The sequence below is a fragment of the Verrucomicrobiia bacterium genome (assembly GCA_036268055.1).
Lineage (GTDB): Bacteria > Verrucomicrobiota > Verrucomicrobiia > Limisphaerales > Pedosphaeraceae > DATAUW01.
The window spans coordinates 23,914-44,614 of record DATAUW010000034.1; the positions used below are offsets into that span (position 1 = coordinate 23,914).

The 20,701-nt window shown below is 53.4% G+C and carries 12 protein-coding genes, 1 tRNA gene and 1 pseudogene; 5 read left to right on the plus strand and 9 right to left on the minus strand.

Annotation, left to right across the window (positions count from 1 at the left end):
* Window positions 1–40 precede the first annotated feature (40 nt).
* The 3 genes from VH413_17615 to VH413_17625 all read left to right on the plus strand — a co-directional run bounded on the left by VH413_17615 (window position 41) and on the right by VH413_17625 (window position 5,669).
* Window positions 41–3,448: a protein kinase gene (locus tag VH413_17615; GenBank protein ID HEX3800516.1), complete on the plus strand. Its 3,408-nt coding sequence runs from the start codon at window positions 41–43 to the stop codon at window positions 3,446–3,448.
* Window positions 3,449–4,100: 652 nt separating this feature from the next.
* Window positions 4,101–4,571 (plus strand): protein phosphatase 2C domain-containing protein, encoded by a 471-nt coding sequence (locus tag VH413_17620; protein HEX3800517.1) that lies wholly within the window; start codon window positions 4,101–4,103, stop codon window positions 4,569–4,571.
* A gap of 24 nt (window positions 4,572–4,595) precedes the next feature.
* Window positions 4,596–5,669 carry an ADP-ribosylglycohydrolase family protein gene (locus VH413_17625; GenBank protein ID HEX3800518.1) on the plus strand — a complete coding sequence of 358 codons (1,074 nt, stop codon included), beginning with the start codon at window positions 4,596–4,598 and terminating at the stop codon, window positions 5,667–5,669.
* A 640-nt stretch (window positions 5,670–6,309) separates the two neighbouring features.
* Here VH413_17625 and VH413_17630 read toward each other — a convergent pair.
* From VH413_17630 to pyrH, 5 genes and pseudogenes are all read right to left on the minus strand, one after another.
* Window positions 6,310–7,722: pseudogene (locus VH413_17630) on the minus strand (RtcB family protein).
* A 496-nt stretch (window positions 7,723–8,218) separates the two neighbouring features.
* Window positions 8,219–8,860 (minus strand): hypothetical protein, encoded by a 642-nt coding sequence (locus VH413_17635; GenBank protein HEX3800519.1) that lies wholly within the window; start codon window positions 8,858–8,860, stop codon window positions 8,219–8,221.
* Window positions 8,861–9,045: 185 nt separating this feature from the next.
* A tRNA-Asn gene (locus tag VH413_17640) sits at window positions 9,046–9,120 on the minus strand.
* Between the two features lie 61 nt (window positions 9,121–9,181).
* Window positions 9,182–10,036, minus strand: a complete 855-nt coding sequence (gene mutM / locus VH413_17645; GenBank protein ID HEX3800520.1) for a bifunctional DNA-formamidopyrimidine glycosylase/DNA-(apurinic or apyrimidinic site) lyase — start codon at window positions 10,034–10,036, stop codon at window positions 9,182–9,184.
* Window positions 10,037–10,113: 77 nt separating this feature from the next.
* A complete protein-coding gene (gene pyrH / locus VH413_17650; GenBank protein HEX3800521.1) occupies window positions 10,114–10,839 on the minus strand; it encodes a UMP kinase in 726 nt (241 codons plus the stop codon).
* Window positions 10,840–11,018: 179 nt separating this feature from the next.
* Here pyrH and VH413_17655 point away from each other — a divergent pair, with 179 nt between their 5' ends.
* Complete coding sequence (locus tag VH413_17655; GenBank protein HEX3800522.1) at window positions 11,019–12,377, plus strand: tetratricopeptide repeat protein; 1,359 nt, start codon at window positions 11,019–11,021, stop codon at window positions 12,375–12,377.
* Between the two features lie 3 nt (window positions 12,378–12,380).
* Window positions 12,381–14,384, plus strand: a complete 2,004-nt coding sequence (locus tag VH413_17660) for a tetratricopeptide repeat protein (GenBank protein ID HEX3800523.1) — start codon at window positions 12,381–12,383, stop codon at window positions 14,382–14,384.
* Window positions 14,385–14,432: 48 nt separating this feature from the next.
* Here the strand turns inward: VH413_17660 and tsf are convergent, their stop codons facing one another.
* From tsf to VH413_17680, 4 genes are all read right to left on the minus strand, one after another.
* Entirely contained in the window at window positions 14,433–15,311 is an 879-nt protein-coding gene (gene tsf / locus VH413_17665; protein ID HEX3800524.1) for a translation elongation factor Ts, read from the minus strand.
* A gap of 88 nt (window positions 15,312–15,399) precedes the next feature.
* The gene (gene rpsB, locus VH413_17670; GenBank protein ID HEX3800525.1) at window positions 15,400–16,203 is read right to left on the minus strand and encodes a 30S ribosomal protein S2; all 804 of its coding nucleotides are present in this window, start codon (window positions 16,201–16,203) and stop codon (window positions 15,400–15,402) included.
* Between the two features lie 510 nt (window positions 16,204–16,713).
* On the minus strand, window positions 16,714–17,139 hold the full coding sequence (locus tag VH413_17675; protein ID HEX3800526.1) for a response regulator: 426 nt from the start codon (window positions 17,137–17,139) through the stop codon (window positions 16,714–16,716).
* On the minus strand, window positions 17,136–20,624 hold the full coding sequence (locus VH413_17680; GenBank protein HEX3800527.1) for a CheR family methyltransferase: 3,489 nt from the start codon (window positions 20,622–20,624) through the stop codon (window positions 17,136–17,138). The genes VH413_17675 and VH413_17680 overlap by 4 nt, the downstream gene beginning before the upstream one ends.
* Between the last annotated feature and the right edge of the window lie 77 nt (window positions 20,625–20,701).

Below are 20,701 nucleotides of genomic sequence, written 5' to 3' on the forward strand. Positions count from 1 at the left end.
CCTCCACAGGTCTGGTATCCGATGGCCAATGGACACAAAAATGGCCTCGCAGCATCGGCCACCGACATCGTCGGGCGGTGGCCAATCGTCTGTCCATAAAACAAGCCACCCTCCCCCCAAAATTCCCGACCACAAATTATTGCGGTGCATTGGCCAAGGCAGCTACGGGGAGGTCTGGCTTGCCTGCAATACAATGGGCACTTTTCGAGCCGTCAAAATCGTTTACCGCGATTCCTTTAAAGACGACCGCCCATTCAAACGCGAACTCGCAGGCATAAAAAAATTCGAGCCTATATCCCGTTCTCATGAAGGGTTCGTGCATGTCCTTCATGTCGGAATGAATTCCGACGAAGGGTATTTTTATTACGTGATGGAATTAGGAGACGATCAGAAGTCCGATCAGGTGATCAATCCCGAGTTGTATTCCCCAAAAACTCTGGGAACCGTCATTTCTCAAAAAGGGAAATTACCGGCGCAGGAATGTCTTCAACTTGGAATAGCCCTCAGCTTGGCTTTGGCCGAATTACATAAGCGAGGACTTGTTCACCGCGACGTAAAGCCTTCAAACATTATTTTTGTCAACGGTGTTCCGAAATTGGCGGACATCGGATTGGTGGCGGATGCAAACGAAGCCCAGTCGTATGTTGGAACGGAAGGTTTTATTCCTCCCGAAGGCCCGGGATCGGCGCAAGCGGACGTTTTCAGCCTTGGAAAGGTTCTTTATGAAGCCTCTACCGGAAAAGATCGGCAGGACTTTCCAGAATTGCCCACGCTGTTGGAAGGTTTTGAAGATCGCGCTAAATTGCTGGAACTTAACGAAGTCATATTAACGGCCTGCAAAAACGATCTCGCCAGGCGTTATCACTCCGCATGGGACATGCACGCCGACCTGTTGGTTTTGGCAAACGGAAAATCAGTGAGACGGCTGAAAGCTTTGGAACAGCGGCTGTCTCAAATTAAACGTACGGGGATTTTTTTAGCCGTGATCGTGGCGGTCGCAGGTCTATTTTGGCTCCAAATCTCACGGACGCAAAAGATCAAAGCCGAAATGCGCCAGAAACAAATCGGCGAAAACATGGCTTACGGAAATCGCGCCGTAGAATCCGCCGACTTGCTCGGAGCCCTCCCCTATTTTGCCCAAGTCCTGCATTTAAGTGCTGGTGACCCGGAAGATGAAGCAAATCATCGACTGTTGTTCGACACGACTCTGGCGCAATGTCCTAAGCTCAATCAAATGTGGTTTCTCGGCACCGACACTCGCGACGCAGAATTCAATAAAGATGGGACCAAGGCGCTGATTTGCAGATATGCTGATGAAGACAATGATTCCGGGGGATTAAGGATTTATGATCTGCGCACCGCAGCCTTGGAGGAAAAGGAATTTAATGAAGGAGACTGGCCATCGTCCAGCTCGTGGAGCATGGACGGGAAATTCGGCGCGACGGCGTGTGAAGATAAACGTGCTTACATTTGGGATCGAAATACTCTCAAGCCGTTACAAACGCTTGTTCACCCGGGCGCTGTCATGTGCGTACGTTTCAGTCCCGACGGGTCACTGGTCGTCACCGCTTGTCAGGACGGTATCGTAAGAATATGGCAGCGTGATACCGGACGTTTGATTCGCCAACTAATTGGACATAAAGGTGTTGTGCGCTTCGCAAATTTTAGCCATGACGGACACCTGATCGTAAGTGCGGGTGAAGATCACACAGCGCACCTGTGGGACGCTACCACAGGGAGAAGTCTTGGCGAGTCGTTACCGCACGACAGTTGGGTAAATTATGCCGCGTTCAATCCGGACGATACCATCTTGATCACCGCATCTTCTGATCGTAAGGCCCGATTGTGGGACGTAGCCACCGGACGGCGGATACTCGTTGATCTAAATCATCAGGATTCAGTCGAATGTGCAGGATTTAGTCCGGACGGCCGCCTCGTGTTAACAGCAGGCCTCGACGCCACGGCCTGTATATGGCGCATGGACAGTCTGCAATCCATTACCCTGATCGCCACGTTGCGACATAGTGCCGGCATCACTCACGCGACATTCAGCCCCGATGGACATCATGTGCTCACGACCTGCACCGATGGCACCGTGCGTTTGTGGGATTTGGCCGGTAGCGCGCCGACGCCTCCTCAGACACATTTTTATCCTAGCGAGAATGGAAAATTTCTTTTTTCCGTTACAAGCAACAACGTCCAAATCTTTAATTTGGTTTCCAATCAAATTTCAACCATAGCAAACCCGTCCTCGCTACCCATAAAAAAACTCATCCCAAGCCGGGATGGGTCCGCGCTGTTAGCTTTAGCGATCGCAGAAAAAGGCGACACAAATCACAATCTGACCGTGACGGTTTACGATCCCGCGAGCGGAAGAATAATCTTTAATCACGCCTCCGAATCGGCCGCTTTCCAAGATGCTTCGACAAGCAGTGACGGTAAAACTTTCGCTCTCTTCGGAAATGAAACCTATGAAATATGGCATCATGCAACCGGCACAAATGCCGGATATTCCTCGTTTAGAGGATTGGCGACCTCCGTGGTCATAAGTCCGAATGGAGAATTGATCGCAACTCGAACCAACAAGGAATTCCGCGTATTAAATCTATCGGGGAAAATAATTTTACAGTCTCCCAGATTTCCAAGTCCAATTGATTACCTGGCCTTTAGCCCCGATAATCACTGGCTGTTGGTTTGTTGCGAAGACGGTCTAATTCATAAATGCTTCGCGCAAGTTTGGAATCTGGCATCAGGCAAGCACGGGCCAGAATTATGGCACAGCGATGGCGTTTTGTCCGGCGCATTTAGTCCTGATAGCCGGCAAGTCGCGACGGCGGGTGAAGATGGATACGCCAAGGTTTGGGACACGGTCACCGGCGTTCAAATTGCTTCCACCTTGAAACAATCGAAATCCATACAAAATGTGATTTTTAGCGAAGACGGCCGGATTATTCTCACGACTTGTGCGGATCGAAGCTTTAGATTGTGGAGCGCAAAAACGGGCGACCCACTGACCCCACCGATCTTTCAATTTCGTTTTTTGGCAAAAGCATATCTTTTGGCCCACGGCTTGAAGATTTTGACCACCGACAATTTCACCAACTCCTGGATCTGGGAGTTAGATCAAGATAAAGACTCTGTCGCAAACACAACTGACATTGCGGAACTCCTGTCAGGCGTGGGTCCTCCTCTGGGAGATGAAACGGGCTCGTCTCGCCCGTCGCTAGAGCGTTTATGGTATCAGGCTACTGCAAAATATCCAGCGATCTTCCTAACACCATTCCAAAATGTCACCGCATGGCAAAAACATCAGGCTGAAGAATGCGAAAAAAAACGGCAATGGCCCGCAGCGGCTTTTTACCTTCGACGACTGGCCTCAAACGAACCAGGGGATGTTAGCATCCAGTCACGTCTGACAATCGCGGAAACCCATCTCAACACCAAATAGCGAGCAGCAATGCCAGGCCGATGGCGTCTGCTGATCTCGGAGTTTATTTGAAAGATTTGTGTTGGCTCGCCCGTATCTATCAAATGATGGCCAAAGCGGATCGCACGAAATCAATAGAACCGAGCGCGAGGGATATCGAAAGGAATATTTCTTTGCAACCACAAGGAGGGTTGGACAGCGCAATTTCCTCAAGTTCACAACTTTTTCGAGTCATTCTTCAGAATAGAACCTCTTTGCACTATTTTCGATCAGGGAACGACTGGACAGAAAACTTTTATGATGCCTACGATTTTGGGCAACTCATTATTGCTTTGGATTTTGCCCGGACTGCAAAACTCTCCAACTTGGATATTTTGTTATGTTTTGATAATCCAAAATACGATCTCCGCTTTTGTGCATCGTTATGAAAAGCTTCGGCGTCAGAAGTACTCATTCACAAGAAATGATTAATTATGTTCCGCGGTGCCGCTTTGAATGCCTGAAAAATGTTGTGTGAGTGGACAGACATTCGACAGGCAATATGGTGGGTCTTTATGTTGCACCCAATATTAAAATGTTTCATCATTTCTAACTCAAAAAATTTCAATTTTCGCCGCTTCTCCGATCATCTCTGTGTCGCCCAGGCTCGTAATACGTTGACGCCGAATCTCATATGGCCGCTGAAGTCGTTCGGCAACATGTGCAACAATTGAGCCATCCGGCCGCTTGTACAACCTTGTTGCGAGCAATGGACCAACAAATCTTCCGGGATGCAAACGCGGGCGAGACGACTTGCGCGCTCGCGGTTGTCGCCAACAATCAGATTTTTGGTGCCAGTGTCGGCGATTCGGGAGTCTGGATAATTGATTCAACAACTGTTGTTGACCTGACCCACCGGCAGGCTCGAAAGCCATTTATCGGCTCTGGAAATGCTTGGCCGTTGGAGTACATCCACCACCGTGTCAAAGGAGAAAAGCTGCTTCTGGCCACGGATGGACTCCTTAAATACTCCTCGGCGGAACGCATCGCCACGGTTTGTCGCGAGGGTGATAATGAAACCTGTGCAGTTCGATTGATCGAACTCGTACGGTATGCATCCGGCGCATTGCCAGACGACGTAACAGTCATTCTTGCCACGCTTTGAAGGACGTAATAACGGCGAGTTAAAATGACAACATCCGTCCGCATCTCTGATTTGCAAGAACGTTTCACCGGCTTGTTGCTGGGCACTGCGGTTGGCGATGCTTTGGGGTTGCCTGCGGAAAATCTTTCTGCGGAGCAAGCACGCAGGCGATGGAATGGTGAGTGGAAAATGCGTTTTGTTTTCGGCAAGGGAATGGTCAGCGATGACACCGAACACACATTGGCGGTTGCACAAGCTTTGCTTGCCCATTCCGATGACTCCGCCGCATTTCAACGCGCACTAGCTTGGAAACTTCGTTGGTGGTTTGCTGGTCTGCCGGGCGGTGTTGGCCTGGCTACCGCAAGAGCCTGCATCAAATTATGGGTTGGATTTCCAACTAGCAGAAGCGCTGTTGTCTCGGCTGGCAGTGGCCCGGCAATGCGCAGTGCTATCATTGGGGCATACTTCGCTGGAAACCCGGAAAAGCGGAAGAAATTCGTGCTGGCTTCATCACGATTGACTCACCGAAGCTGGCAGGCGGAAACCGCAGCACTGGCGGTCGCTGAATCCGTTGCGTTGGCAATTACCAATTCTGAACAAGACACCTCACAAATTCTCACCACTCTTGGCGCGCTTTCCTTGGAATCGGAATGGCAGAAAATCATGCTCACAATCAAAAATTCGCTTGCCGCTGGTCATTCCGTGCCAGATTTTGTGGACAGTCTGAAACTGAAACGCGGTGTGACGGGTTATTCACTGCACGTTGTCCCCGTCGCGCTCTACGCGTGGTTACACCAACCAAATAATTTCCGCGCAGCGCTGACCTCTGCTTTAGACTGTGGCGGAGATACAGACACCGTTGGTGCGATTTTGGGGGCACTGTCCGGCATTGCGGTTGGTAAATCAGGAATCCCCGTTGAATGGATTGACAATATTTGGGAATGGCCGCGATCAGTGCTGTTCATGGAAAAGGTTGCCGCAAGGTTGGCCACGCAAAATCTTACGGATCATCCGGCCGGCTCCGTGAGTTATTTCTGGCCAGCGGTCATTTTCCGCAACATTTTTTTTCTTGGTGTCGTGCTGGTTCACGGATTTAGGCGGCTTGCCCCGCCATATTAACAAATCCGGTGTTTTGACTGCGTGCCAAGGCTCAGACTCGATGCGTGGGAACGCTGAACATATTCTTAAAGAGAGCTACGCGTTTTTGCGGTCACTGAGACGAGCGTGTCTCGCCCTCTGATTGGATTGCTTACATCTGCCGACCGATTTGCCAGAATTTCCCCGCCGCGACACCAAAACGCCTTCACTATGCGTTTCAGCGTTCTCGTGTCGCGCCCCCGGTGCGCCCCGACCAGCCCGAATTCCGCGCAGGCTCCCCGCCACCCCTCGTCCTTCGCTGCATTCGGGCTGGTCCGCGCTTTCATCCGTGCAAACGCACGAGTTCGCTATACGCTGCGAATCTTGGGGCCGAGTGACAGCCCCGGTTCGCCAATGCGAACAAATGGCCTGTCGGCTTCGTGAAATGGCCGCTGCCATTGTACCGCTCCGCTGCGCTTGTCAACGTATTGCTCGAACGGCTCCGCCGCGCCATTGCGCCCTGCGGGTTCTGCGCTCCACCTTGACAATGCTCGCTACGCAGGGAGCGGCGCTTAGGATTTCACGAAGCACACCTTAAGCCTTCGGCTTGCGGGCCGGGTGAAAGACAATGGTTCGATAGGGACAAACAATAGCCACCGAGCGCACCGTCAGTAATCCTTGGTCATGCGGCCCCTTTCAAACTGTCATCGGAATCCTTGATGACAAAGCGGGCGCGCAGCCGGGCGACTTCGCTGGCCAGGCCGGCGAGCTTCACCGATTTCAACACTTCGTTAAAATCCTTGTAGGCCGCCGGGGCCTCGTCCTTGGGATAGCTGCGGCAGTTGGTGAGGATGTCGTTCGCCACGAATTCATCATCAACGGTCTTTTGGTCGAGTTCACGGATGGCAGCTTTCCGACCTTTGGCGCGGCCCGCGCCGTGGTTCACGCTGTAACAGCTTTTGTCGGCTCCAACATCGGCCACCATCACGCTTGAACCAGCGGTCGGATTTCCGGGCAGCAAAATCGGATGGCCTGTCTCGTAATACGGCGTGCCTTTGAGCGAGAAATGATTGGCCGGGAATGCGCGGGTTGCCCCCTTGCGATGCACCCAGCATTCCTGATTATTCACGATCTCGCGACGCGCGATGTTTTGGCTGATGAAATAAACGAGCGAGCCGCGCGTACCAGGAATCACTTCCTGAAACGCCTCCAACACCAGCGCATTGATCAGCATGTGGTTCACGGTCGCAAAATTCGCGCCCAGGGACATGTCATCGATATAATCGTTGGCCTCCTGTGTGCCAAGCGGTGCATAGACGAGTTCACGGTCCTCGCCCGGCAAAGGAATGCTCCATGCGGCAAACTTGTTTTGCAGCGTGTGGAACTGATCATTTGCGAGTTGATAACCAAAACCGCGCGAGCCGCAGTGTGAAAGAAACGCAACACAACCATCGCGCAAACCGAAGACTTCGGCTGCACGGCGGGCGCGGTCGTTGTCACCAATCTGAACGGCTTCACATTCACCGAAGTGATTGCCACCACCATAAGAACCGAGTTGGCGGATCTTGTCCTCGAACTTTGGGAATCGGCCCGCACTGATCAACAAATCGAGTCGCGTAGCGAGGTCGTCGCGCTGGTTGCTGTGCCCGAGATGAAAAGCGTCTTCGCAGCGTTGCGCCCATTCCGGTGGAATGCCGAGGTCGCGACAGACGCCTTCCGAAGCGCCTTCGACGGCCACGCGACGGCCCACTTCACCGTTCACACTGCGGCTTTTCTTGACGTTACGTTGACCTTTGCCGGCGCCGGTTGGGGTGCGTTCGACAATTGCATTGATGAGGGCGCGACGGACAGTTTTGTCCGCTACTGCGTCGACAGGCAAATCGAGTTGGAGCAGACTCATGGAGCATTTGATGTCCACCCCGACCGGGCCAGGATAAATATGGCTAGGCGAAACCAAAACGCAGCCCACGGGCGCACCGTAACCCGCGTGCGCGTCGGGATTGAGCACGAGATCCGTCACTCCTGGACCGCCTCGTGAATTGAGCGCCTGCTCGATGCACTTGGCATCAAATGCGTCACGAATCGCCGCCGTGCCGGGCGATTTTTTTAGGGACGCACCAGGCGAGGATCGTCTCTTGCGCTCTTATCCGTTACGAATTCAGGCACATTTTTTCAGAGGGAATCCCTGACCCTGCCCTCTGTTCTCCGTCACCCGATTTTTTTAAGCAACCGCTGCCGTAAGCGGGACAATTTTCTGTTGATACTCTTCCAATGTTGGTACGATCACATGCGCGTTCTTAGCGTAAGCGCGATGAACTGCTTTGGTATGACCAAGTGCGGCTTGTGCAAACCGTTCCGGCATTCCGGCAACCCGCGCTCGTTCGGCCCAAGCATAACGGTATGAGTGCAACGTCACTCCTTCAATTTTAACAAGCTTACAACGGCGGTAAAATTCGGCTGACCGGTCATTGTTGCTCGTCACTGAGATTTTCGGAAGAGCGGGCCACTTGACGGAAGCTGTTTGAGGATAGTTGCAAGCGTTTTACTTATTGCAAGCTGAGCCTGTTCGCCCGTTTTCATCCGAAAATAGGTCAGAACGCGAGTCTGCCAGTCAATATTTCTGCCGTGAGGACTGCGGCATCGCTTTGCGCCGAACCAATTTCCCAAAGTAATTGGTAATACAAATTCCGTTCGGGATTTTTTTCGGCGTTCAAAATGTTCTGGTGCTCTGCCAATGTGATACCGCGCTTGGATTTAAAACGCAGCTTGGGCCACAACTTCGGTGCCAAAATCGGATGCGAAAGCCATCCAAGGCCAACAGCGAGATTGTGCAACCGCTTTAGATAGTGAGCAACCGACACTTTGCCGACATTCAGGATGGTCAGAAAATCCTCGGCGGTGGTGTCTATCAATTTGACGCGCCGAAGCTGATTGAATGCCTGGCACTTCATCGCGCGAGCGCAACGGCGTCGCGTTGAGTCCTTGCCGTGTGCTTGCATTTGTTCCATGACAGTTTGCCATGTGCGGACGGTTAGCAACGAGTCCTGCACCGTCAGACAGGTCTTGAGCATGATCTGATTGAAACTGACATCCGCCGTGCTCTGGCGTTTGACCTCAAGCAGTCGCAATGCGACCTGCTCGTCTTTGGTTTTCAAAGATTGCTGTTTGCCAGTGCGGGAGTCTTGGATGCAATAAACCTCCCCGCGCAAATAAAGGTAGAACCGTTGCTTCATAGTTTTATGATGCAAGGGGAACGAAGAATACCGTTAGGGTATTGCGGGCGCGTACTGTCAAGATTCTGCCGGAATTGTGCGGGATGCTGAATGTGCCCGCGATTCTTCTGACAGTTCTTCTGACAAAAAGCGCTTTTTTGCACCTGCCTTGTGGAACCGCTGTTGAAAATCAACAGCTTAGTGGATGGCTCCAAAGGTAGGACTCGAACCTACAACCGATCGGTTAACAGCCGATTGCTCTACCATTGAGCTACTTTGGATCCCAAACGGACATGAACTTTACGTTTGCCCCGCCTGAACGTCAACAGATTTTAGCCCATCTCATCCGCGCTGGCAATCGGGACAATAAAACGTGCTCCGCGCGGCTTGTACGATTCGCCGGATCGGAGTGGCGCATTTCACGCACGGTTGATTGTGACGGTCATATACCAAAAGCCGTTCAGTCGAAAATTCCGAGTCGGCTGCCGCGCGTCCGTAATAAAAAACACCGTCCCGTCCTTCGGTGCCGGAAAAATCCAACGGCAACGTGCTACCGTAACGAATCGCTTTTTGCAGGACGGCGCGAATGGATTGGCGAAGTTTTTTAATTTGCGCCGTTGTCAATTTTTTTACGGGCAATTTCGGAGAAATGCCGGCGCGAAAAAGCGCTTCGCTCGCGTAGATATTCCCGACACCCGCCACGACGCTTTGGTCCAGCAATTTTACCTTGATCGCCTGAGTGGAATTTTTTAACGCGTCCGCAAAATATTTATCGGTGAAATAACGGTCGAGTGGTTCGGGGCCAAGTTTTGCCGGGCCGCTTTGATCCAGGGTGAGTCGGCCAAAGTAACGGGTGTCTTCGTAAATAAATTGGTGCGGCCCGAGGCCGAGCACGACGGCGGCGTGTTTGGGTGGCGTCACGCCCTTGGGCAAAAGATAAAAGCGTCCGGTCATGCCGAAGTGGCCGACCAGTGTGAGCGGGGATTTGTGGCCACGCTGGCGAAGGGTGAATAGAATATATTTTCCGCGCCGCGCGAGTTTTAAAAATGTGGCGCCGATCAATGCATGGGCCAATTCCTTTTCCGTCGTCGGCGCGATCACCCTTGGACGGCGCACCTGCACGCCGCGAATTTTTTTGCCCTCTAGGAGCGGAGCGAGGTAGCGGACCAACGTCTCGACTTCAGGAAGTTCTGGCATGGAAATATTCTCGGCGGACGATGGCGTCTCGGCAAATTATTTTCTTACAACAGCCGCTTGCACATCGCGCTCGAATTTCAAGACGTAACGAGCGTGCCGATTTTTTCGCCCATGACGAGGCGGCGCATGTTATGTGGCCGGAAGAAATCAAAAACGACGATGGGCATTTTATTATCCATGCACAACGAAAACGCCGTGGAGTCCATTACCTTGAGCTGCTCCTGGAGCGCTTGCAAATAGGTGATCTGCACGTAACGCTTGGCGTTCGGATTTTTCTTCGGATCGCAGTCGTAAATGCCGTCCACTTTGGTGGCTTTGAGAATCACTTCGGCGCCGATTTCATTCGCGCGCAACGCGGCGGCGGTATCGGTCGAAAAATATGGGTTGCCGGTGCCGCCGCCAAAAATAACCACGCGTCCCTTTTCGAGATGGCGCACGGCGCGGCGGCGAATGAATGTCTCGGCGACTTGTGCCATCGTGATCGCCGTTTGCACGCGCGTGGCGACGCCCAATTTTTCCAGCGCATCCTGAAGCGCGAGCGAATTGATGACGGTGGCAAGCATGCCCATGTAATCACCGGTGGCGCGTTCGATGCCGCGCTCGCTGCCCGCCAGTCCGCGAAAAATATTTCCGCCGCCGATGACCACCACCACCTCGACGCCCAACTCGCGCACCTCGCCGATTTGCTGCGCCATATCGAGCACCGCTTCGGGAGAAATACCCACGCCAGACGCGCCGCCCAAAGCTTCACCACTGAGTTTGAGCAAGATCCGACGATACCGAGCTTTGCTGGTTTTTTTCATTTTAAAATCGAAGCATCAACAATTCACCGTGGTTGTACCAACCGGCGGCGGGCGCGTCAACTGCGGCAACCGCTTCGCTCGAAAGCAACCGTTATAATCCACCGCGTTCGATTCGTTATTGCAACCGGCGCGGCATTCCGAAATATTTTTATAGATTGAACCGATTTAGACCACGAAACATGAGGCACACCCCCGCCATTTTTTTATCGTTCGCTTTGTCGCTCTTCGTGACGACGACCGCGTTCGCCAATGACGCAGACAAACTTATGGCGGACGGAAGCGCTAAATTCGCGCACGGCGATTTCACAAACGCGATCGCGGATTTTTCTGAAGCCATTAAACTCGAGCCTAAAAACGCCAACGCCCATCTTGATCGCGCTATTGCTCGGCAAAACATTGGCGACATCAAAGGCGCTATCGCGGACTATTCCACGGTAATTGAATTCAAACCGAAGAACGCCGATGTCTATTTCAATCGCGGCCAGTTGCACGCGCATGCGGGCGAGCACAACGAAGCGATTGCCGATTTTTCCCGGGTAATTGAACTCAGTCCCAAAATGCTGGACGCCTATCGCAATCGCGCGCTGGAAGAGACACAACAACACGACTGGACCGGAGCCCTCGCCGACGAGACAAAACTTATCCAACTTCAACCCCACGAAGCCGCGGCTTTCTACGGCCGCGCCGCCGTCTATGAATTGCAAGGCGCGATGGACGATGCCATCGCCGACTACACGCGCGCGATCAATCTGCAACCCACAGCGATGACCTATCAACTGCGCGCGAACGCCAAACAGATCAAAGGAGATTTTGACGGTGCGCTGGCTGATTTAGATGAGGCCATAAAAAAGGAACCCATCAACCCCGCCGCCTTCGTTGCTCGCGGCCATTTGAAAGAAACGCGTAACGACTGGAAAGGCGCCATCGCAGATTTCAAAACCGCGATTGATTTGAAACCCGATTACGCGCCCGCGTATGGCGATCTTGGCCTCATGCTTCACGCCGTCGGCGATCTTCAAGCTGCGCTGAATTGCTTGAACAAGGCCATTCAAATTAATCCGCGAAACACACTCGCGTATGCCCGCCGTGGCTGCGTTTACTACAGCGGCCATGCATTCACAAATGCGCTCACGGATTTCCGAATCGTCGCACAGTTGCAGCCCAACTGGGATTTCGGCCATTTTTATATCTGGATGGCGCGCACCCGCCTCGGCGAAGGAAAAGCCGCCCAACTCGAACTCAATACCTATTTCAAATATCGCAAAGGCGACACCAACGATTGGAATTCCAAGATCGGCGGCTTCCTCGTCGGTCGCATCAGTGAATCCGATTTCCTTCAAGCCGCGAAAAATCCGGATTCCAAGACTCAATCCTGGCAAATGTGTTCCGCCAATTTTTTTGCCGGTTGCAAACGCCTTTATACGAAAGACCAAATGCTCGCGCTGACTTACTTCAAAAAGGCCAGCGCCGCGACCACGGAACCCGATCCCGAACGCGCTATGTCCATGACCGAAATCAAGTTTCTGGAAGCGCCGTAAATTATGACGAAACATTTCCTGCTCTATCTGGTGTTCGCAATCACACTAGCCACGACGCGTCCCGGCCTTTGCGATTCGGCGGATGACTACGCGCGCGATGCTCATTTGAAAACCAAAGCGGGCGACTGGAAAGGGAGCATTGGCGATTACGATAAAGCCATTGAACTAAAACCCAATTCAGCGCAGTTCTACAACCTTCGCGGTTTGTCCAAACAAACGGTAAATGACTATCCCGGCGCGATGGCTGATTTCAACAAAGCCATTGAGCTTAAACCCAATTATGCTGATGCGTTTGCCAATCGCGCGTCGCTCAAAGACCGCAATGGCGACTACCCGGGCGCGATGAATGACCTTGATGAAGCTATAAAGATAGATCCAACTTTTTATTATTCGTATATCGTCCGAGGCAGGTTGAAAAGCGATAAGAAAGATTACGATGGAGCCATCGCTGACGAAACCAAAGTGCTTGAAATCCGAACAAATTATTATGGCGCATATTCGGCGCGCGGTTATGCGAAAATGAAAAAAAACGATTTGATCGGGGCGATTTCGGATTTTAATCAAAGCCTCGAATACCAGCCCAACTCGCCGAATGTTTATAATCTTTTGGGCCTGACAAAAACGAAAATGCGGGACTTTGACGGAGCGATTGCGGACTTTACCGAAGCGATCCAACTCAAGCCCGAATCTGAACTTGGTTATGTGGATCGTGGCATCGCCGAAGCTGCCAAAGATGATTGGGACAGCGCTATAACGGACTACAATCAGGCAATCGAACTCAACCCCACCTCCCCTTTCGTATCCGGGACTTATGAATTGCTCGGACGGGCAAAGCTAGCCAAGCAGGATTTTCAAGGCGCACTTGAAGCTCTTAATAAATCCATCGAACTGAATTCAACAAACCTGATTGCCCGCGCAGAGGCTTTGTATTATCGAGCCAATGCCCGCATTGCCTTGCACGACACCAATAACGCGATGGAAGATTTCAACCTGGCCATTTCACTCGACCCAACCAATCCTGCACTCTACGTCAATCGCGGCGTGGCAAAGAAGAAGCAAAGGGATTGGAATGGAGCTATCGAAGACGAAAACAAAGCCATCGCTCTCAATCCGAAAGATCACTTTGCTTACTATAACCGTGCGGATGCGAAGTACGGCAAAAGAGATTGGGACGGAGCGATAAAAGACCTGGATAAAACGCTCGAACTTTCGCCAACCAATTTCACCGCTTACGGCTCACGCGCAATAGCGAAACAATATAAACGGGATTGGGATGGCGCCCTTTCCGATTATAATAAAGCGATTGAACTCTATCCAAAACAAGCCACGTATTTCGTCAATCGCGGATTGGTCAAATACCGGCTCAAAGACCTTGAAGGCGCGCTCGAAGATGAGAATGAAGCCATTCAACTCGGTGCCAGCAATGGCTCACCGTATAGAATCCGCGGTTCCATCAAGAAGGCTGCGGGAAATCCCATCGGCGCTATCAATGATTATAACAAGGCGATCGAAGTCAATCCCACAAACTCGTTTTTGTGGCACTACCTCGGCTGCGTCTATTACGATCAGCATGATTTCACCAATGCGTTAAGCGCCTTTAAAAAAGAAATCGAACTCAAACCCGATTCAAGCTATCCGCGCTTTCGCGTGTGGCTCATTCGCACGCGCACAGGTGAAGGCGATGCAGCCACGATAGAACTAAAAACGGCGCTCGCTGATGGCCTGGTCGGCAAAACCAATGTATGGGAAAAGAAAGTTGGCAATTTCCTGGCCGGGCAACTGAGCGAAGATGACCTGCTCGCCGCGACAAAAGATGCAGACGCAAAAATAGAAAGCGAGCGACTCGGTGAAGCTTATTTTTACGCCGGTTCAAAGCATTTACTCGCCGGCGAAAAAAGCACCGCTATCGAAGAATTCCAAAAATGCCTTGCCACCAAACGGGACGACATTCTGGAATACCCCAGCGCCGAAGCCGAACTAAAATTTATCAAAGAACCTTCGCAATAAAAAAGCGTCCCTCACAGGACGCCTTTTCATAAAAAATTACCGGACGCCTTACGCCGCCGGAGCAACCGCTTCCGCTTCCGATTCACCAATTTGAAAACGCACGAAACGGCGGATCGTTATCTCGTCACCCAACTGCTTGGCCACCGAGCCGAGATGTTCCTTCACCGTCACTTCGGAATTGCGTTTCACGAAGCCCTGATCGAGCAGGCAGTAACCCTGGAAAAATTTCTTGTCCAGCTTGCCTTCAACAATCTTGGCGATCGCCTGCGCCGGCTTGCCCTCCAGTTTCTTCATGTCATCGCTCGCCAGGATGATTTCTTTTTCCTTCGCGATCACCGCCGGGTCCACTTCCTCGCGTGAAACCACGTACGGATGCCCCGCCGCGATCTGCAAAGTGATGTCGCGAACCAACTGCTTGAAATCCTCGCTGCCGGTCGTCGCTTCCTTGCCCGCGCCGACTTCCACCAGCACGCCGACTTTCGCGCCCGGATGAATGTAAGCCGCGACCAATCCGTTGCCGCTCACTTCGAGGCGATGGAAACGCGAGATCTGGATGTTCTCACCGATCTTGGCGACCTGCGCCGTGCGCATCGCTTCGAGGTCCGCCTTCGGATTCGCGAGCAGCGTGCTCGCAACCTCATTACAAAACGCGACGAAGCCTTCATTGCGCGCCACAAAATCCGTTTCGCAATTCACTTCGACCAGGATGCCCGCTTTCGCGCCCGGCTGAATCGTCGTGGCGATCACGCCTTCGTTCGCCGCGCGCGACGCCTTCTTCGCCGCTGATGCCGCGCCTTTTTTGCGCAGAATATCCACGGCCTTGTCCATGTCGCCGGCGGCTTCGGTCAAAGCCTTCTTGCAATCCATCAAACCGGCATTCGTCATTTCGCGTAACTTGCCGACAGCAGCGGCGGTAATCTCAGCCATATATTATAAGTAGGTTAACGAGTTGAAAATTGGGGGTGAAAAGCAGAACGCGGCGCGCCATTTCGGGCCCGCCGCGTTCCGTTGGAAATTAAGCCTGGAGCGTGGCGATCTGCTCGGCGGTCGCGGGCGCGGCTTCCGGTGCGGGAGCGGCCGGCGCTGCCGGGGCTTCCACTTCTTCAGCCGTCTTGCGGCGCGCGTACTTCGCTTCGTATTCCGCGTGCGCCTGCGTGATCACCTGGCCAACCGTGCTCAGGATGACGCGCACCGAACGGATCGCGTCGTCGTTGCCTGCGATTGGGAAAGTCACCAAGTCCGGATCACAATTCGTGTCCACGATCGCGACGACCGGGATGTTCAAACGGCGCGCTTCGGCGACCGCGTTGTGTTCGCGCTTGATGTCCACCACGAACATGAACGCCGGATACTTGTCCATCGCGCGAATGCCGTCAAAATACTTGAACTGGCGCGCGGCCTCGCGGCGCAACATGGATTGCTCCTGCTTGACATAATTATTGATCGAGCCGTCCGTCTCCATCTTCTCGATTTGCTTGAGCCGGGCGATGGAGCGCTTGACCGTCTGAAAATTCGTGAGCGTGCCGCCGAGCCAGCGTTCCGTCACATAAAATTGTCCGCATTCCTTTGCGGTTTCCTTCACCGCCTGCTGGGCCTGCTTCTTGGTGCCGACGAACAGGACGCGGCCGCCTTTGCTGACCGTGCTCTGCATGAAATCACACGCCGCCTGCAAACCCGCGAGGGTCTTGCTCAAGTCAATGATGTGAATGCCATTGCGCGCGTCGAAGATGAAAGGCTTCATCTTGGGGTTCCAACGCTTCGTCTGATGTCCGAAATGGACGCCTGATTCCAACAATTCTTTTACGCCGATACTAATCATTTTTCCTTTGGTTAAAAGCCCGCCAACTGGCGAACCATTCCGCGGAACACGGAATTATCTTTAGTGTTATTTTGGCCACCCGCACCCACAAGGCACAGGCAATTTAAGGCCGTTTCCTCCCGCAAAACCAGCTAAACGCCAATCCCACGTGAAGGGCCGAGAAATCTAGCAAAACCTCCACTAGTAGCAACCTTTATTTTCGCGGGATTTGCCCGCAACCTCTTTCAATAAATTTTTACCTCATTTAAGCGAACCTATCCGGGCTGAGGCGAGCTTATCCGAACTTATCCGAACCATCGTCCGCTTCCGCCCGCTTTTAACCCGCCCAAATGGCGTTTTTTATCCACTTTGCAATCTGTCCTATCCGTCCTATTGAAAAGAACTATCCCCACCATGCCACGTTCTCCCAGTACAGTCCACCCTTCCATAGGTTACAAATGCTCCCCCAAACGGGAGGGCGAGCGTACTCGCGAGCCCCATTCAAACTCCAACCACTTCATCCCAAACCCTTTACAACCGCGCCAGCAGCGACGGAATACGGTTGGCATTAAACCAATATTGATCGGCCATTTTGAGCAGATGCACCAACTCTTCAGTTTTGCTCGGCTTCACCAAATAAGAGTTCGCGCCCCCTTCGTAGCAAGCCCGAATATCTTTATCCGCCTCGGAAGAAGTCAGAATCACGATAACCATCGTCGCCAGCGCGCGTTGGGAACGAACCCATTGCAAGACCTCCACTCCGCTCATCTTGGGCAATTTCAAATCCAGAAACACCAGGCTCGGACGTTGATTCACCTCGCCAGCCTCCAGGCAGCTTTTCGCCTGCAAGCCGTCGCCCGCAATGATTATCGGACGCTCAATGCCCGCTTTTTTTGCCGCCAGTTTAAAAAAGAAAACATCGTTCTCATCGTCCTCGACCAAAAGAATGGGACTCATACAGGTTTGTCACCAGGCTTTTTAGCAGCTTTAAGCTGTATCCAAAAACGGCTCCCCTGACCGGGCACGGATTCCAATCCGACCTGCCCCCCCATTTTTTCCGCCGCTTTGCGCACAATGGCCAGCCCAATGCCCGACCCCTCGTAAAGTCCTGGACGGTTCAAATACTGAAACATTCTAAAAATCTTTTCGTAATTCGCTGGCTCGATGCCGATGCCGTTGTCTTCAATCCAAAAACGGACGGAATCGCCAATCTTGACCGCCTCTGCGTAAATCCGAATCTTCGCCTTGACTCCCGTACGGACAAATTTGACCGCGTTCCCCAGCAGGTTCGCAAATATTTGCGTGAGCGCCACGTCGTTGCCGATCACCACCGGGAGAGGCTGCTCCACCTGCACTTCCACATCGGGCTTTTGCAGGTTCGGATACGAATTCAAAATCTCCGGAACCAGCGCCGCCAGGTCCACCGGTTCCAGCAGCAGTTCCTGTCTCGCCATGCGATTATAATTCAACACCTCGCGGATCAGGCGGTCCAGCCGGTCGGACGATGTCTGGATACGGCCCAAATACTTCCGGGCGTCTTCGTCCAACTGCGCCGCATGCTCTTCCAAAATCAACGCCGCAAAACCCTGCATCGCCCGCAGCGGCGCCCGCATGTCGTGGGCTACCGTGTACGAAAACGCCTCCAACTCCTCCACGCTGTCCGTCAATTCCACCGTGCGTTCCGAAATTTTTTCCTCCAGCGTCCGGTTCGCCAGTTCCAATTTGTCTTTCGTCTCCAGCAGCGTTTTTTCATTCGCCTTGCGCTCGGTGATATTGACGAATGTCAGCACAATTCCCCCGATGCGATCTTCCGCCGTCCGATACGGCAGCAACCGCGCCAGAAACCAGTTGCCCCCCTGTTCTTTCACTTCCCGCTCGATCGGCACCAGCCGCGCCAGCACCTGCTTCGCGTCTTCGGAAAGCGCCGGATAATCCAGCCGATGCGTCAGATCGGTCAACGGACGCCCGGCATCCGTCGGGATCAATTTAAAAATATCCACCGCCGCGGGAGTAAAACGGGTGATATGCAAGTCGCGATCCAGAAAAATCGTCGCAATCGCCGTCGAGGCCATCAGGTTATTGAGATCGCTGTTCGCATGGGCCAGATCCTCCACGCTGCTTTTCATTTCCTGGTTCACCGTGATCAATTCTTCATTCACGGACTCCAGCTCTTCCCGGCTCGTCTCCAATTCCTCCGTCGCCGAGTGCAATTCTTCGTTCATCGCCTGCAGTTCTTCATTGCTGGCCTTGAGTTCCTCGGTGGACGCTTCGTACTGCTCGACGGTGTCCCGCAAATGCGTCTTCATCTCTTCCAATTCCCGTTCCAGCGCACTGGCAATGGAATCACCCGGGTAGCCCGAAGCTTCCTTCCGCGTCTGCGGTTGCGCCGGTTCGCGGCTTTCAAACACCACGAGCAAAAATTCTGGCGCGATATGCTGCGCCATTGAGACGCGGATGGTGACCAGCCAGGAATGGCCCCCCACCTCCAGTGGAACATCGAGCGCTTCCGCAGTGTCTTTGGATTGCATCGCCCGATACAAAGCCGCCCGCAATTCAATCCGCAACATCGGATGGATCACTTGTAGCAGATTGCGGCTCGGCTCTCCGCCCGTAAATTGCAGAAACCGGTTCGCATGCTCGGAGAGATGCCTGATTTCATATTCCTGATTGACGATCAGCGAAGGGGGCGCCAGGTTTTCCAGCAGTTTATAATGCAGCTCACTCCACGAATGCGTGCGCTTTTCTCCTGCGGGCCCTTCCGATTCGGAAGCCGGCTTTTCCGCCATGGCGCCGCCCGTCACGATTTGCGGCACGACCGGGCGTTCGCGCGAGCGTTTCAACGGCGCAATCAAAAAAGAGGGCGCGCCATTTCCCACTTTTCGCGGCAAATTCCGCGGCGCATACAACCGCGCCTTCTTGTCGAGCACGTCGAATAATTCGCTGCCCTCCATCGTTTCGGACGCGCCCAGAAAAAGCAGTCCGTCCGGCCGCAGAGAAAAATGGAAGATCTCGAAGATTCGCCGCTGCGCCCCGCGATTGAGGTAAATCAAAAGATTGCGGCAGGAGATCAAATCAATCCGCGAGAACGGCGAGTCCTTCAAAAGATCATGCAGCGCGAACAAAACCGTTTCCCGCAATTCGCGCCGCACCCGGTAGCACCCGTGTTCCTTGGCAAAAAATCGGCGCAGCCGTTCTTCTGAAACATCCGCCGCAATCGCCTCGGGATAAATCCCTTCGCGGGCGGCTTGAATGGCTTCCTCTCCCAGGTCGCTGGCGAAAATTTGGATGGACGGCGGCGCTTCCAGTTTGCTCGCATATTCCGTCAGCAGCATCGCAATGGAATAAGCTTCCTCGCCGGTCGCACAGGCCGCCACCCACACGCGCACCATATCTCCCGTGCCTTTTCCCTGAAACAATTCGGGAATATGCTTTTCCAGTTTTTGAAAACTTTCCCGGTCGCGGAAGAAATTCGTGACCGGAATCAACAGGTCCTGCAGCAGCGCGCCCGACTCGCCCGGATGCGTTCTCAGGTACGTCAAATAACCCGGCAGATCCTCGATGCCGTTGACCTGCATGCGCCGTCCGATGCGCCGCAGAATGGTCGCCCGTTTATAATACGAAAAATCCCGCGCGGTGCGCGTCTGCAAATAGGCCAGCACATCCCGGAGCGCGACCTCGCGTTCCTCCGAGCTTTCACGAGCGGCCTGCGCTGGCTGCGGCCCCTCCTCGGGCGGTAGTTTCAAGGACTGTTCGCGGCGATTGTATTCCAGCAGCCGCGCGGGCATTTCTTCCACCCGCAACACCCAGTCCACCATGCCGGTCGCAATCGCCGCGCGCGGCATGTCCCCATGCTCCGCTTCCTCCGGGTCCTGCGCGATAGTGAGGCCGCCGCGTTCTTTGATGCGCTTGATGCCAATCGAGCCATCTCCATCGCTGCCCGAAAAAATAATCGCCGCCGAATGCGACCCATGCGTGTCCGCCATCGTGCGAAAAAAAAGATCAATCGTCACCCGCCGTCCGCGCTCGGGCACCAGGTTCGTCAACTGCAACCGTCCGTCCACCGAACTCAAAAATTTCCCCGGTGGGATGACATAGACAGTATTCGCTTCGACTTTCTGCCCGTCTTCCGCGCTGAAAACTCGCATCGGCGTGCAACGCTGCAACAACTCCGGCAGGGTGCTTTGGTGTTCCGGCGCGAGATGCAGTATGACCACAAAAACCATTCCCGAATCCGGCGCCATGGCTTTGAAAAATTGTTGCAGCGGCCCGATGCTCCCCGCGGAACCGCCCAGTCCCACCATCGGCAAAGTCTGATACCCGCGCGTGGGAACGATATTATCAATCTCCTCACCCAATTCCTCCTCGGCCTCATCGGGATTAAGCAACGGCAACCCCTCAACGGGCTTGCGCAATTCTTCTTTATCTGTGACCGGGTCAGACATGATGGAAAAGCCGACCCGCCCAAAATGGAAATCACACTGGCGGAGGCCCTTTGAATGGAGACTAGCATCGTAACCCG

Excerpts from the sequence above, each read along its gene's own strand:
- VH413_17655 (HEX3800522.1), top strand. The coding sequence starts at position 11,019 with ATGAGGCACACCCCCGCCATTTTTTTATCGTTCGCTTTGTCGCTCTTC.
- VH413_17615 (HEX3800516.1), top strand. The coding sequence starts at position 41 with ATGGCCTCGCAGCATCGGCCACCGACATCGTCGGGCGGTGGCCAATCG.
- tsf (HEX3800524.1), bottom strand. The coding sequence starts at position 15,311 with ATGGCTGAGATTACCGCCGCTGCTGTCGGCAAGTTACGCGAAATGACG.
- VH413_17680 (HEX3800527.1), bottom strand. The coding sequence starts at position 20,624 with ATGTCTGACCCGGTCACAGATAAAGAAGAATTGCGCAAGCCCGTTGAG.
- VH413_17620 (HEX3800517.1), top strand. The coding sequence starts at position 4,101 with ATGGCCGCTGAAGTCGTTCGGCAACATGTGCAACAATTGAGCCATCCG.
- VH413_17635 (HEX3800519.1), bottom strand. The coding sequence starts at position 8,860 with ATGAAGCAACGGTTCTACCTTTATTTGCGCGGGGAGGTTTATTGCATC.
- VH413_17660 (HEX3800523.1), top strand. The coding sequence starts at position 12,381 with ATGACGAAACATTTCCTGCTCTATCTGGTGTTCGCAATCACACTAGCC.
- rpsB (HEX3800525.1), bottom strand. The coding sequence starts at position 16,203 with ATGATTAGTATCGGCGTAAAAGAATTGTTGGAATCAGGCGTCCATTTC.
- VH413_17625 (HEX3800518.1), top strand. The coding sequence starts at position 4,596 with ATGACAACATCCGTCCGCATCTCTGATTTGCAAGAACGTTTCACCGGC.
- mutM (HEX3800520.1), bottom strand. The coding sequence starts at position 10,036 with ATGCCAGAACTTCCTGAAGTCGAGACGTTGGTCCGCTACCTCGCTCCG.
- pyrH (HEX3800521.1), bottom strand. The coding sequence starts at position 10,839 with ATGAAAAAAACCAGCAAAGCTCGGTATCGTCGGATCTTGCTCAAACTC.
- VH413_17675 (HEX3800526.1), bottom strand. The coding sequence starts at position 17,139 with ATGAGTCCCATTCTTTTGGTCGAGGACGATGAGAACGATGTTTTCTTT.